Origin of the sequence: Dapis brunnea BLCC-M229 (assembly GCF_050015995.1) — a bacterium.
In the GTDB taxonomy this organism is placed as follows: domain Bacteria; phylum Cyanobacteriota; class Cyanobacteriia; order Cyanobacteriales; family Microcoleaceae; genus Trichodesmium.
Map to the genome: position 1 here is coordinate 24,589 of NZ_JBNHEP010000306.1, position 15,055 is coordinate 39,643.

The 15,055-nt window shown below is 35.8% G+C and carries 10 protein-coding genes; 5 read left to right on the forward strand and 5 right to left on the reverse strand.

All coding sequences use genetic code 11. The annotated features are described in order from the left end of the window. The first annotated feature begins 44 nt into the window (after positions 1-44). Positions 45-893 (forward strand): 16S rRNA (adenine(1518)-N(6)/adenine(1519)-N(6))-dimethyltransferase RsmA, encoded by an 849-nt coding sequence (gene rsmA / locus ACP6PM_RS35075; RefSeq protein ID WP_426591495.1) that lies wholly within the window; start codon positions 45-47, stop codon positions 891-893. Positions 894-1,446: 553 nt separating this feature from the next. Here the strand turns inward: rsmA and ACP6PM_RS35080 are convergent. Then, positions 1,447-2,049, reverse strand: a complete 603-nt coding sequence (locus ACP6PM_RS35080) for a fasciclin domain-containing protein (RefSeq protein ID WP_426591504.1) — start codon at positions 2,047-2,049, stop codon at positions 1,447-1,449. A 900-nt stretch (positions 2,050-2,949) separates the two neighbouring features. On the opposite strand from ACP6PM_RS35080, the gene ACP6PM_RS35085 reads away from it, so the two are divergent. Then, the gene (locus ACP6PM_RS35085; RefSeq protein WP_426591496.1) at positions 2,950-6,345 is read left to right on the forward strand and encodes a CHAT domain-containing protein; all 3,396 of its coding nucleotides are present in this window, start codon (positions 2,950-2,952) and stop codon (positions 6,343-6,345) included. Positions 6,346-7,251: 906 nt separating this feature from the next. Here the strand turns inward: ACP6PM_RS35085 and ACP6PM_RS35090 are convergent. Then, positions 7,252-7,443: a hypothetical protein gene (locus tag ACP6PM_RS35090; protein ID WP_426591497.1), complete on the reverse strand. Its 192-nt coding sequence runs from the start codon at positions 7,441-7,443 to the stop codon at positions 7,252-7,254. A gap of 787 nt (positions 7,444-8,230) precedes the next feature. Between ACP6PM_RS35090 and ACP6PM_RS35095 the strand changes: the two genes are divergently transcribed. After that, positions 8,231-8,599 carry a hypothetical protein gene (locus ACP6PM_RS35095; RefSeq protein WP_426591498.1) on the forward strand — a complete coding sequence of 123 codons (369 nt, stop codon included), beginning with the start codon at positions 8,231-8,233 and terminating at the stop codon, positions 8,597-8,599. 463 nt (positions 8,600-9,062) lie between these two features. Here ACP6PM_RS35095 and ACP6PM_RS35100 read toward each other — a convergent pair whose 3' ends face one another. From ACP6PM_RS35100 to ACP6PM_RS35110, 3 genes are all read right to left on the reverse strand, one after another. Next, complete coding sequence (locus ACP6PM_RS35100; RefSeq protein WP_426591499.1) at positions 9,063-9,455, reverse strand: nuclear transport factor 2 family protein; 393 nt, start codon at positions 9,453-9,455, stop codon at positions 9,063-9,065. A gap of 596 nt (positions 9,456-10,051) precedes the next feature. After that, positions 10,052-10,246, reverse strand: coding sequence for a DUF2949 domain-containing protein (locus ACP6PM_RS35105; RefSeq protein WP_426591500.1), 195 nt, complete (start codon positions 10,244-10,246; stop codon positions 10,052-10,054). A gap of 752 nt (positions 10,247-10,998) precedes the next feature. Beyond that, positions 10,999-11,517, reverse strand: coding sequence for a hypothetical protein (locus ACP6PM_RS35110; RefSeq protein WP_426591501.1), 519 nt, complete (start codon positions 11,515-11,517; stop codon positions 10,999-11,001). A 228-nt stretch (positions 11,518-11,745) separates the two neighbouring features. Here ACP6PM_RS35110 and ACP6PM_RS35115 point away from each other — a divergent pair, with 228 nt between their 5' ends. Then, complete coding sequence (locus ACP6PM_RS35115) at positions 11,746-13,698, forward strand: PAS domain-containing sensor histidine kinase (RefSeq protein ID WP_426591502.1); 1,953 nt, start codon at positions 11,746-11,748, stop codon at positions 13,696-13,698. 126 nt (positions 13,699-13,824) lie between these two features. After that, the gene (locus ACP6PM_RS35120) at positions 13,825-14,916 is read left to right on the forward strand and encodes a hybrid sensor histidine kinase/response regulator (protein ID WP_426591503.1); all 1,092 of its coding nucleotides are present in this window, start codon (positions 13,825-13,827) and stop codon (positions 14,914-14,916) included. The last annotated feature ends 139 nt before the right edge of the window (positions 14,917-15,055 follow it).

Genomic DNA, 15,055 nt, shown 5'->3' on the forward strand with positions numbered 1-15,055 from the left:
CTGTTCCCTGTTCCCTGTTCCCTATTCCCTACTATATAACTGAAATGACTATTCAACCTCGAAAAAGATTTGCTCAACATTGGCTGAGGAGTGACAAAGCTCTCAATAAAATTGTCCAAGCTGCTGAATTATCCGAGAGCGATCGCATCCTAGAAATTGGGCCAGGTACAGGTATCCTCACTCATCGTTTATTGCCCCTAGCAGCTTCCGTTGTTGCAGTAGAAATTGACAGAGATTTATGTCAAAAGTTAGTCAAAAAAATTGGCGGAGTAGAAAATTTTTTATTGTTACAAGGAGATATTTTATCCCTTGATTTAGAAACAAACTTGGTACAATTTTCTACTTTCCAAAATCCCAATAAAGTTGTAGCTAATATACCCTATAACATTACAGGTCCAATCCTGGAAAAACTATTAGGCACAATTGCTCAACCTGTAGCTAATACTTATGATTTAATCGTCTTATTATTACAAAAAGAAGTAGCAGATAGAATTTGCGCTCGACCAGACTCAAAAGCTTATAGTTCCCTATCAGTAAAAATTCAATATTTAGCCAACTGTGAATTTATTTGTGATGTACCTGCTAAAGCATTTTATCCGCCACCCAAAGTAGATTCGGCAGTAATACGACTACGCCCTCAATTAATAGAACCCCAGGCAAATAACCCGAAACAAATGGAAACTTTAGTTAAATTAGGTTTTGCTAGTAAACGGAAAATGTTAAGGAATAATCTTAAAGCAGTTATTGAACGGGATCGCCTTTCCGAGTTATTAGAAAAGTTAAAAGTCAACCCCCAAAGTCGTGCAGAAGATTTAAGTGTCCAGGAGTGGGTGACATTAGCAAATAGTTTAGAGGAGTTTTTACACTCTCACCGTGAAATCACTGATAATTAAGACTTACCTACGCAAAACGCGGAAGTTAAAAGTCAAAATTTAAAAGCGAGTGTGTAATTCTGAGGAAACCTCAGAATGTAAGACGGACTCAAGACAGTCAAAAGTATTGGTTAGTAAGGCTTTTAGGATTTTGTAACTGGTAAGTTATTTCTGCTATCCTGCACTAGGAGAAATCCTTGCTTTGAACAATAAACATATACAAAAAACTCCGGTTTCTAGGTTCGGAACTTATATCATGTCCGGTTGAACAGTTATAAATAATTAGGGAGGAGATAGGAGACAGGAGACAGGAGACAGGAGACAGGAGATAGGAGATAGGAGATAAGAGATAGGGAAAAAAGTGTTTTCATCACGCTCTTATCCGGACATGGTATTACCTCCAATGTTTAAGAGACCCGAACACAGTGAAATCACTGATTATAGAAGTGAGTCCTCTGCAATATTTTTTATAGGACTTACTCACGCAAAACCCGGTTGATATGAAAAATCATTGGTTTGAACAATAGACATCTAGGAAAAAACTGGGTTTCTGGGTTCGGTTGCTTAAGTCCTGTTATAGTTCCTGTGGCATCAAGACTTCATCGACTAATATTATCACTCCATTTTTAGCACGTTGGGATGACTCAATAGTGCTGGACTCATTCAGAGTAATTTTATCCTCAATAGCATCTAGATTAATTGTAATTCGATCGCCAGAAACAGTTTCCACCATTCCCTCTGCCACCTCTTCATTAGAAACAGCACCAGGAACAATGTGATAGTTCAAAAGTTTAAGTAATTTCTCCTTGTTTTCTGGTTTGAATAGCTCTTTCCTTGTAGCTTCTGGCAAAGCTGCAAAAGCTGCATCTGTGGGGACAAAAACTGTATATTCTACAGCACCGCGGGAATTGGATGAGCGGAATTGTTCCATTAAACCCGCTTGGTTTACTGCATCTGCAAAGGTTTGAAAGTTCTGATAATACTTGATTGCTGCATCAAATTCTCCAGCAATTGTACCATCAACACTGCGACTTGTTGAATTACGCCGTGGATTGAATATCGCAGCAGAATAATAGTTTTGAGCTAATACTGGCAAACTAATTAAAGCGCTGGCAGCAATAGTTAGTAACAGACCAGTCAATTTTTTCATCGGACTTGAGACAGCTTTAGTATTCATCACTACTTTTTACTTAATTATTAAAGGTTGAAAGAACAAAGTTTCTGTGCTTAGTCAAATACATGATTGGTTAAGCCCAGGGTTTTGGAAATACAAACACATATCTATGATCTTCAAGCAATTTTTCCAATTATTTCATGTATTTGATCCTCTTTTTTTAGGAGGGGTGTAACCAATGATTGGTTAGACTTTAATGGTTGCTTATCAATCCTGTCAGGGAAAATACCTAAAAGGGTCAAACCCACTATTAAGTATACAAACAAAAAGCCATCAGAGTCAAGCAACTTTGTACTTCTTTTATATATTAGCATATCTAAGTTTTAGGGGGGTACAACCAATGATTGGTTTAGTATAGTAGGTAGGTTATTGCCCATTAAGGTATAATATTTAATATGGCTAGACCCATCAAAACTATGTGACTTAAAAAACAAAAAAACAGCAAGTCAACGTATAAAATTAGCTATTATGAAAATAAGAGCTAGATAGGTTTGATTTTGATATTTGTGTTATTTACACAATATTAAAAGTTGAATTTAAATTAAATTTTTAATATTTTGACTTGACCCAGTAGGTAAGTTCTTACCCATTCAGGGAAAGTATCTAATATCCTGATAACCATCTAACTATGTGACTTAAGAAACCAAAAGACAGCAAATCAAGCTATGAAATTAGCTCCAATCAAAATAAAAGCTAGATAAATTTTGGTTTGATTTCGATATTTTTGTTATTTATATATTGTTAATATTTTTCCTTGAAGATTGACGATTTTGATCGTAATTATCGCCAGAAAATAATTGAGAAATAATCACATAAGTTTCAAGATGATTCTAATTATTATTTTGCCAAATAAAATTATCAGCTATTCCTATTTATTTTATTATTATAAACGGAGACAGTAAGATGAAACCTGAATCTCAAAAAGAATCTAAACAAAAGATAGATATTTTCAGAAAAATAGGAAATCCCAACTCCAAAATTAAAACAAAAAAATCTCAATTTAGTCAAGATAAAAACAATTCTGAACTATCAACTGTATACCTGTCACCAATCGCAGATATAGCAGCTAGAATATCCCCTATTAGCTATTTAGCATACTTGCTCTTACCTCCTGTAGTTAAAGCACAACCAATTAAAACATCAACAGATGGTACAAATACAATAGTTGAAAAAGCAGGCAATCGCTTCAATATTCATGGAGGTAGACTATCAAGAGACGGAGCAAATCTTTTTCATAGTTTTAGCGAATTTAACCTCCATAAAGGTCAAACAGCAAACTTTTCCTCAACCGAAAAAATTAAAAATATTATCACTCGTGTAAAAGGTGGTAACTCTTCATTTATTAACGGTTTAATTAAAGTAACAGGAGGCAATTCTAACCTATATATTGTTAATCCAGCCGGAATTATTTTTGGTAAAAATGCTCAACTAAATATACCCGCAGCTTTTGCCGCCACTACCGCTACTGGCATCGAATTTAACAATCAGTGGTTCAGTGCAACAGGTAAAAATAACTATGCCTCACTGACCGGAAATCCCAGTGCCTTTACTTTTCCCAAAGAAGCCGCAGGAATTATTAATAATGGCAACCTCCAAGTCAAACCAGGGCAAAACGTCACCCTCATAGCTGGGAGTGTAGTTAATAATGGCACTATCAGAGCCCCCGGTGGCAATATTCGTATTGCTGCTGTGCCAAATCAGTCAATGGTAAGAATTAGCAAAGAGGGACATTTGCTGAATTTGGAAATATCCAGCGATCGCTTCCCAGATACTCAAGATGGGCAAATAGATCCTCTGTCTTTGCCAAAAATGTTGACTGGGGAAGGTACAAGGGAGAATGCTACAAGAGTCACCATCAATCAAGATGGGCAGTTTATACTAAGTGGAGATGAAACAGCAACTACCCCCGGTTCCGTGGTTATCTCCGGTAATCTCGATGCTTCAAACACTCAATTTACTAATCGTTCCCTACCTCCCCTCAGTCAGGAAAATACAAAGGTAGTAGGGGGAAATGTTGAGATTGTTGGCGATCGGATTGCCCTTAACCAGGCTAATATTAATGTCTCAGGGGATGGAGGTGGTGGGACAGTTAGCCTAGGTAATTATACAGTTAACCAGGAACAAAATACTCACGTTCATCTTAGCTCAGATTCTATAATTTCTGCCAATGCTAATTTGACTGGTAAGGGTGGAAATGTAGCGATCGCTGGAGAGCAAATTGATATATCTGGCCACATCAGCGCCCGGGGTAGTGGAAATTTAGGCGAAGGTGGGTCTGTGCAAATTTCTGGTGGAGGCAGTTTTAGTGGCACAGTTGATTTAAGTGCTGAGAATAATGTTGGGGATATACGACTGGAGTCGGAGAATATTACGGTCAACCCAGAAACTAATTCCCAAGTTTCGGAAGCAGAAAACCATCAGTTTACCAACTTGAATGTTTCCGAAAATTCTCTAGAACAAATGACTAATAATGCAGATGTTACTTTAGCAGCAACTAATGATATTACTATCAATAATTTATCCGATCGTCAACTAAATTTAAACTCCGATAATCACAGATTAGATACACCTCAAACTCAGGTAAAACTTGTAGCCGATAGTGACCACAATCGTAGCGGTTCATTTGCTATAGACAATCAGACGTCAATTGTAAACAGAAGCAGTTCTTTAATTATTTCTGGTGAAAATTTAACAGTGGGTAAAATTACAAACAATGGTGGAGGTACAATCAGCCTCATGAGCAATCAAATTAATTTTTCTAGTGGCATTAACTCGATTAATAATATTGATGGTCAAGTTAATATTCAACCCAGATACCCCACTCAAAATATGGTAATTAACGAAAATATTAATCTAGATCAAAATGTCAATTCTAATTTAGAAGAAACAGTAGATTCTCCTCGTGAACTTGGTGGATTAGAAAATGGCGATCTAGTTCGCTCTTCCACAACAAAACTGGTTAACAATGAGAGTAAAAAAGAAAATAATAGTCTAGGGAGTAATATTACTTCAGAGCAGAAAATACCAACTATTAGCCCCCATTCAGGAAATCTAATTCTTGCTAGTCTCAACCGCCGAATATCCCCGGATAAAATCGATAAAATCCGTAGCAAAGCCTTTGCTAACGAATTAAAAATCAATCTAGATAACTTGCCAGTTATTACCGAAACTAGCATTAGAGAATCACTAAATACAGTTGCTAATCAAACAGGAAAAAAACCAGCAGTTATTTATGTTATTTCTCAACCTGAATACCTAGAATTAATTTTAGTTACCTCTCAAGGTTCACCAGTTTTTCAGAGAATAGAAGTCGCTAATAATGATGAATTGCGTCAACAAATGCGAAGCTTTATTGGAGGAGTCAGTCATCCTAGCCCTAGCAATCCCAATAAATATTTAACTGCTGCGCAAAAATTATATAAATTGTTAATTTCACCCTTAGAAGCAGAATTACAAAAACGGGAAATAGATACACTTATGTTCTCTCTAGACCCAGCCATGCGCAGTATTCCTTTTGCAGCTCTCCATGATGGCGAACAATTCTTGATAGAAAAGTACAGTATGGGGTTAATTCCTAGTATTAATATGACTGATACTAGCTACAAAAATATTAAAGATTTATCAGTCTTAGCAATGGGAGCCTCAGATTTTCAAGACCCTAATATAGTATCTTTACCTGCTGTTCCCCTAGAATTAAAAATGATTCGGCAAAATTGGCGCGGTAAAATTTTCTTTGACGAAAGTTTTACATTTGAAAATCTCCAAAAGCAACGGATAAAACAGGGAGCAAGGATTGTACATTTAGCAACTCATGGCTCTTTTCAACCTAGTGCACCTAATGAGTCTTTTATTCAGTTATGGAACGAACAATTAAAGTTCGATCAATTACGAAAGTTAGCAAAAAATGGGGAACCAATAGAATTATTAGTATTGAGTGCTTGTGAAACTGCCTTCGGTAATTTGGATGCAGAATTAGGTTTTGCTGGGTTAGCAGTGCAAGCAGGAGTTAAATCAGTTTTAGCAAGTTTATGGCAGGTGGATGATGGGGGAACCTTAGGGTTGATGAGAGAATTTTATCGGCAGTTGAGTTCGCAAGACACTACTGTGAAAGCAGAAGCGTTGAGGCAAGCACAGATAGCAATGATTAATGGCGATCTACGTCTGGAAGCAGGAAGGCTAAGAAGTAGTCGAATTGGAGATGATGGCGTGAAACTGCCAGATGCTGAATTTGCCGAAGATATGAATTTTTCCCATCCCTATTATTGGGCTTCTTTTATGATGATAGGTACTCCTTGGTAAGAGTCCGGAGTGTGGGAGATGGGGATTAGGGGGAGTGTGGGGAGATCGAAACTAATTTTTTAGATTTTTTAGGACTTACGCAAAGAAACCGGGTTTTTTGGCATAGGCTTTTTCTCTCAGATATGAAAATGGGGAAGAGGAAGGTAAGGTGGCAGGAATTGATAATCTCTTGGTAGAAGGGGAAGAGTACAACCTAGATTTCATCACCCGAGATGGAGTTTTCCCAATTATTCAGCTTTGTTGCTAGGGGCGGGTTAAACCAAAAGCATTGATAAATTTGCCATGCCGTCTTCAAAACCCGCCCCTGCACGTTTGCGGGATCATTTGATTGAATATCATTGACATACTCCCGACGTTGCGCTTACGCCAGCCCCGGGGGATTCTTCAGTCTGGGAAACCCTGACCGCTGTTTTGACAGAGGTGATGTCCTCCCCCTGTGTTTTTTGATCTTTTAGATCATAAATATCTCAGTATCATAATAAAATACCTCCTGCTTGTCAAGGAGATCGGAACGTTTAGCATGTGGAGGTATCAGACTGTTGACCCTGGCTTTCCTATACGACGCTCCTTTTCAAGAGAGCGCGGGACTTCCCGCCAGGGGAGTTAAATTTTTTTGTTTGTAGTTGGGCTTTAGCCCTCATTCTATTGTGGAGGGGCTAAAGCCCAACTACGAGCATAATTATAAGTGTTTTACCGAAAATTATATAACTTCTAACTTCTGACTTGCTATAGGGGCGGGGGAGAGTTCACCTGAATAATTGATAACACCATTAATTTAACGCCGAACCCGCTCCTACTATTGCAATATTTTGAGAGGTGATATCATATCCGGTAGCATCGTTTGTGTATAGAATCAAGGTGACAAACTAAAAAGCTTATGGCTTCCTTCCACTAAAATCTAATTATTCAATCGAACATGATATGAGCGATCGCTTCCCCTGATTCTAGCTCAATCAAATTGGGTGCATCAGCGCTCTTCTCATGCCATAATGACAAAAGTGAAATACCATGTGCAATTTGAATTGGTATCATTGCCATAGCAGTTAGCAGAGTTTCTCCCCCATCTGCACAAAAGCGATTTTTCCCGAAATATAGCACTACACAAATAGGTTAAGACGTTTATAAATACTCAAACGAGCATCAGGGATTATTTTTGACTTTTGACTCTCTTGCAAAGTTGCTCCACTTGGGGAGACCCCAAGACCGCACTTTGTGCTTTTTACTTTTGAATTGCGCGTAGCTCTATAATCCTTTGTTCTATCAATAATATTGATTCTGCTTAACCGATTAAGAAGAAATATTTTTAGCGAATAGCGAGAAAAAATTCGGTATAATTAGTATCAGTTTCTAAATTAATTTTCACCATTAATCACTGAAATAATATTTTACACATTTTTATGCTTTTTGCCATGAAAAAATTTGGAAAATCTCTCTCTAATACCTACTATTCTTTAACATTTTTATTTCATCAATTTATCCATAAGTTCAGAATAAACTTGACAAATAATTTTTTCTCTGTATTGAATATCAAATGATTCACCATAATTATTGTCACCAAATACTCAAATAACAATTAGGCATACTAAACACTAAATTTGCAACTTTAACTATTGCCTTAGTTCAAAATTTTAAGTTTTATTTAATGTTTTTATTTAATTCAGTAATTAGTAATTAATTAATCTTAAAAATACATAGATTTTTGACTACAAAATAATATTCTTGAAGACAAATGAGTATTTGTGCTTATATTATTTTTTACTAAAATATTTAAGATAATTTAGTGATTATACTGAAACTATATCTATAAATTTAGAGGAGGTTTTCCTAGTATTTTCAGGCATTGATATATTACAATAAAAAGTATCTACTCAAAAGCAAATAAATTATGAAGAGAATTATTACTATCTTGGGTATTAGTGCAATCTTGCTATCTTTTACAACTATTGCCAAAGCACAATCCAATAACCCTGAAACCAAAGCAACTATATCTGGAGAATCTCTCAAAACAGTAGAAGGCAGATCGATTACTAATGATAATTACCGTACATATATTGATGACCCAGAATCTAGTAATTCTTCTACTGAGGGAATTAAATCTTATGAGCTGCGTCGTCAAGAGCAAAACGTAGAAGTGATTCCCGGAGTCTCTATTCCAGTCAACCCAGATGAGCGTCAAGTAGAAAACCCCCTAGAAGAAGATACTTTAGACGGCGATCAATCTGGAAAAGGATTCAAATTGAAATTAGGAATCTAGAAATTATTGATGCAATCAAATTTTTGGGAATACTTTGCAAATTATAGATTCAAGTGGAAATGAAAAGTAGGGAACTGATCTTTATCAGTTCCTCGTTTTTTATCTGGTTAGTTTAACTGCTTCATAAAACTGATATAAAACGTCACTGGTTATGACATTTCAATGTTTACTTCCTGCTTCTAAATCGAATTGTCGGCAGCAAGACCTCCACAGGCATCAACAGTCAAGCCAACCCTATTTCTATTAGTTTTGAGACTCCACAGATTGACATTCTCCCGACGCTCCCTTAGCAGGAAAGCACCGGTCTTCAACCAAAGTTTGGCTTTGTTGCATGAAAGTGCTAGAAGCATTATAAAACAAGGCTTTCTCAAGAAAGATTATTAATAAGAAAAGTTTTCCCTGTAAGGGTTTCAGGATATTAATGCAACAAAGCCCCCAAAGTTTTGATAAAGTCGCGACAGTTTCACAAATCACCTTTGATTTGAGCCATCATTGCAGCGTCATCCCAATAAGAAGATACTTGTTTAATTTTACCATTTTCATTAATCTCAAACACACTAATTCCCTCTGCAACTCCCTGGTTACCATTTTTTCCAACTCCTTGCATTGTCCATTTAACTGCTGCCCCATTATCTACAATAAATATATTGTCTGGTGTCAATTCTAATTTGGCAAAAATCATCGATAATAGCCCAAAGAATTTCTCATAGTCTGACTGCACATTACTAGGTGGCTTACCGACAGGGTCATAGATAACGCCATCTTCAGTAAAGTTTTCTACCCATGCTTTGGCATTCATCGCTGCCATATTTATAAAGTAAGAGTTGACAACTGCTTCGATAGTTTCTTTTGTCATGTTTGAGTTTGATTTAGTAAGTGTTTATCGTCGAAATATAGCGCTACGCGCTAGGGAATAGGGAACAGGGAACAGGGAACAGTAAACTGTCAAAGGGTTTCAGTATTGAGAAATGTCCGCGCCCTTTGCTTCGACTGCGTATAATAGTTATGATACCAAGTTAAGATAATTAGTTACAATCAAAAATTTTTCTGTTGGACAGCAGATTGAGAATACAATTGATGATATTTAATAATTTATATAGTGGTTTTCTGATGAATGAGATATAGCACTACGCGCAAGTTAAAAGTCACAAGTCACAAGTCAAAAGTAATTTCTAACTAAGTTTGAGCATTTATAAATATCCGCGCCCTATTTGCGTAGTGCTATACAGTATTTTTTGCTATTGCCTATTCCCTGTTCCCAAAAAAAAGAGAGTAATCTTACTGAAAAAGCTAGCTGAGATACTCCCTTGTTTAATTCAAAGTTTTTATTCAATTTTGTTTTTCTGATTTGTCTTGGTTTTAAACCCAATTCAGACCTCCTAAAATATAGGTTATTAACTTGTATTACCTAGAAAATATATCTCTTCCTAGGTGATTGAGGAAAGCAATTGATTAAATACTGGCCATCTGTAACCAATCAAATATTTGGTCTAATTGCTTCAATGTTACGAGACCGTATTGCCAAAGTATCATCGGTAATTGATTATAGTCTTCTTCCTGATGTCGTAAAGCAGTAGCGATCGCAGAATCTGGGATGGACAACTCCCACTTCAAGAATTTGATTAACTGATCTTGTTTTGTGGACATGATTAAAAGTTTTCTCCAATAGTATCTTAAAAAAATTTGAAAACAGGTTTTATTTAATTATCATGATACCTAGTATCAATTATTATTCAGAAAGCCTCAGTGACTCTCATCTTTTAATCATGTGAGATATCTCAGTTGTGTCAATGATTCAGATCACAATTTTGTTCTAGATAATACTAAATTGTAGTGCTGAATGTTAGAGATCCATGAGATTTTTTGATTTAGCCTTGAAACATTTCAATATCTAGAAATTGTTATTAATTCAAGCATCCGTAGAGGTCTAGTGGAAAAGTATGCTTTTTTATAAGTAGTAAATATAAAGTAAATATCTGCTCAAAAGACCAGGAACTCGGCATCTTCTACTATCCGATCAAAATTCGATAATACGGAATTACTAGGGTGACGATCAAGGAATTTTATAAATTTCTTACAAGAGACCATAATTACATCACCCTCAGTGATATTACCGTTATAAATAATCAAAACTATTATTACTTATATCTGTACTACTATAACTAGATATGTACAGATACAGACACCCAATAAATTACGTATAAATCTATTGTTGACCAGAAAATCAGGTCTTAAGCCTCCCCTTTAAGGGGGATAAAAAAAAGAAAATTCAGTATTTCAAGCCTCCTACTGAAGTAGGAGGTACTCTTAACCAATAACTGTTTCGCTACGCGACATGTTTGCGGAGCATTCCGTAAGGAAAAAGGGTAGCTCCGACCTAGGAGGCTAACTGAAATGACCTACTTACCTGATTTAGGAGACTGCTTTAATTCTGATTCCTCAGATTTGAGCGCTCGATCTAGGACAACACGAGCTTCTTCTGCTTTCTCTTTTGCTTCTCTATAGCGTAAATTAGCCACAGCAAAAATTTTCAGCATCTTAAAACCGTCTTTAAGATTAGCAATTTCTTCAACTGTTACAGGTTCATCTGTAAATAGTACCTCAATTGCAGAACGAATTTTTAATGCCTCTTCTCTGGACTCTACAACCTTCATCTTCAGTGCCGCAAAATCGCTAAGTATTTGTACTGCCTGAGCAACAGCATCTTCTTCCTCAGAAGTAATCTCTTTTGATTCTTTTGATTCTTTGACCTCAATAAACTGCTCCGGACTAAATCCATTTTCTAATTCTGTCGGTATTTCACCAGAGTCCATCATTTCCACAAGCTTATCCATAGCTTTCTGACGGGCCCTTTCTGAATCTTTACCTCTAACAGTTATGATTGTATCTGGATTCTGAGGCAAGGTATAACTAACCATAATCTGACTAAACGTTTAGGTATTAAGTATAACCAATATACAATAAAAATGATGATATCATTTTAAATAAAGCTAGCTACAAATAATCAATAATTTTTGTTGTCCTCAGTTATTGTCAATGATGAGGAGGCAAATTTCAATAGTAGTTAGTTGAGATAAAACCTACTATCAGGGTATCCTGATGTACAAAGTTCATAATCTCAATCTGAAGTTTCAATCTCACTAGCAATGCTAAATGGATGGCTCAGAAAACTACAGAAACTATCCACAGTTAGGCAAATACTCACCTATTTGGATAGTGCTAACCCTACCTCTGAGAATTGTAGAGACTTCACAAATCTCTCCTATCCACAGTGGCAACATCGTTTTTTAATCGCTCGACTAAATTTAGCATTGTGGCTAGCTTTTTTCTTCTTTTTGACTAGAACTATACTCAATCTAATCTACTTCATACAAGGTAAATATTCTAGCTTAGAAGAGTGGGGAATTGCCAGAATTTTAGTACATTTTATTCTACTAAGCTGTATATTGTTGTTGCGAACTGCTTGGGGTCATCGTCATCTGGGTCTAATCTTTCTTAGCTCTTCTTGGGCCGTGACGATGATTAAGCAAATTTCAGATACAATTACAGGAAATGTTAATCCTGAGTTTTTTGTCTGGATGTTGACTTTCTGTACTCAGGCAACTTTAATTCCGGTCAAATGGTTTCTCCATCTAATATCCCAAATTACTATCTTAGGTTACTACTTCAGTGTCAATCAGATTATTGGTTTTGATGTAGCATCCTTTGATTGGAATTTTGTTAAGATGTGTTTTGGTATCTTCTGGCTATGCTTAATTTGTGACCTCTCAGTATACTTGTATGAATCTTTGCAAAAAACTGAATTTAATACCAAATTACAACTAGAAGTAGCATATCAAGAATTACATTCGGCTGAAGCCAAATATCGCAGCATTCTTGAGAACTCGGTTGAAGGTATTTTTCAGTCTACACCAGATGGGCGCTATATTTATGCTAATCCTACTTTAGCCAAGATATTTGGTTATGACTCACCAGAGCAACTAATGGCAAAAGTTAATGATATTGGTAAGCAAATTTATGTTAATTCTAGTCGTAGAGAAGAGTTTCTGGATTTGATTAATAGGGATGGAACAGTATTAAAATTTGAGTCTCAAGCTTATCGTGCTGATGGCAGTATTGTCTGGATTTCTGAAAATGCAAGAGCAGTAAACGATCGACAAGGTAACCTCATTGTTTATGAAGGTGATATTGAAGATATTACAGAACGCAAATGGGCAGAAGCAGAAATTAAGAAAGCATTGGAAATAGAAAAAGAGCTAAATCAACTTAAGTCTCAGTTTATTTCCATGGCATCCCATGAATTTCGTACTCCTTTAACTACCATATTAGCTTCCGCAGAAGCATTAGAATACTACGGTCATAAATGGGATGAAGAAAAAAAACGGACTTATTTGCATCGTATTCAAGCTACAGTTCAACACATGACAGGGCTGGTTAATGACATATTAGTTATTGGGAAGACGGAATCAGGTAATTTGGATTTTAACCCAGCACCATTAGATTTAGAAAGTTTCTGTCGAGATACTATAGAAGATATTAGACTCAGCATTGATAGTCAATACTCCCTTGATTTTGTCGTTCAAGAAACTAAACAATTAATCACAAAAAAATCTGCACAGACAAGTGTTTTAAATAAAATATTGCAGCTAGATTCAAATCAGCAAAATCATAGGAAAAATGATTCTCTGTTAGTAGCACAAAATCAGTCTACAGGACAAAAACCTGAAGTAGTTTTAATAGATGAAAAGTTGTTGCAACATATTCTGCATAATTTACTTTGGAATGCAGTCAAATATTCGCCCCAAGGTGGTCAAATTTACCTTAAACTTTATTACTTGAATAATCATGCAATTTTTCAAATCCAAGATGAAGGTATTGGTATTCCAGCAACAGAAAAAAAATACCTATTTAATTCTTTCTACCGCGCTCAAAATGTTGCCAATATTTCTGGTACAGGGTTGGGACTTACTATTGTCAAAAACTTTGTAGATTTACATAGAGGTCAGATTTTTGTAGAAAGTGAAGTCGGGGTGGGAACTACATTTACCGTCATATTACCATTAGACCTCTCCGGAAAAGAGGGAACACTTAACACTTAACTGGGAACACTTAACCCACCCCTAACCCCTCCCAGGAGGGGAGTAATTGATAATTTCTGGATAATAATTGATTTGATTTTTGATTTTCACGCCTATGTCTATTGAATTTAGCAAAGGAAAATATAGATGAAAAAAATTCTAGTGATTGAAGATGATAAATCAATTTTGACAATCATTACAGATATTTTAGAAGCAGAAGATTTTGTGGTAATAGGAGCAAAAAATGGCAGAGTAGGAATAGAAAAGGCTCAACAAGAAATTCCACATTTAATTCTTTGTGATGTGATGATGCCCGAAGTTGATGGGTATGGAGTATTAAAATCATTACGGGAAAATTTAGTAACAGAAGCAATTCCATTTATTTTTCTGACTGCAAAATCCACAAAAGCCGATCTAAGAGAAGGAATGGAATTAGGAGCAGATGATTACTTGACAAAACCTTTTACTAGAGATGAATTAATGAAAGCTATTAATACTAGGTTAGATAAACAAAGCGTTATTAAAAGAAGAACTCAAGAACAATTAGATGACTTAAGAAGTAGCATCACTTTATCTCTACCTCACGAATTACGCACCCCACTCAATGGAATTATTGGTTATTCACAGTTGATAATTGAAGACTTTCAAGATTTGGAAGAGAATGAAATTTTCACAATGCTAGAAAATATTAACGTTTCTGCTCACCGTTTATATCGACTAATCCAAAATTTTTTACTATATACAGATTTAGAGCTATTATCACGAGATCGAGATAGATTACAATTATTTAAAACAGGTAGTCTTAGTAATCCTAAGTCAATAATTAGGGATGTTGCTCTAGAAAAAGCAAAAAATTTTAATCGCTTAAAAGATTTAGATATTGCATCAGAAAATGTTAATTTAAAAATTTCTGAGCCTAACTTTAGGAAAATCATAGATGAGTTGTTAGACAATGCTTTTAAGTTTTCTCCTCCAGGCACAAAAGTCCAGCTAATAGGTAGGTTACTTCAGAATATTTTTGCTGTTGATTTTATAGATCATGGTACAGGAATGAGTATTAATGAAATTGCTAACGTGGGGGCTTATAAACAATTTAATCGTAAAATCTATGAGCAACAAGGTTCTGGTTTAGGTCTAGTTATTGCTAAACGGATGACTGAATTACATAATGGCAAATTAATTATCCAAAGTATTCCTGAAGAGCAAACAACTGTAACTGTTTTTCTCCCTACAAGTTAAGATGGGGGGATAGGGAGATGGGGGGATGGGGAGGGTGGGAGATGAGGAGTGTGGGGAGATGAGGAGATGGCAACCAAATATAGCATTAGAGATTGTTTGTAAAGGAAATATAAAAAGGAGATAGGGAACAGGGAACAGG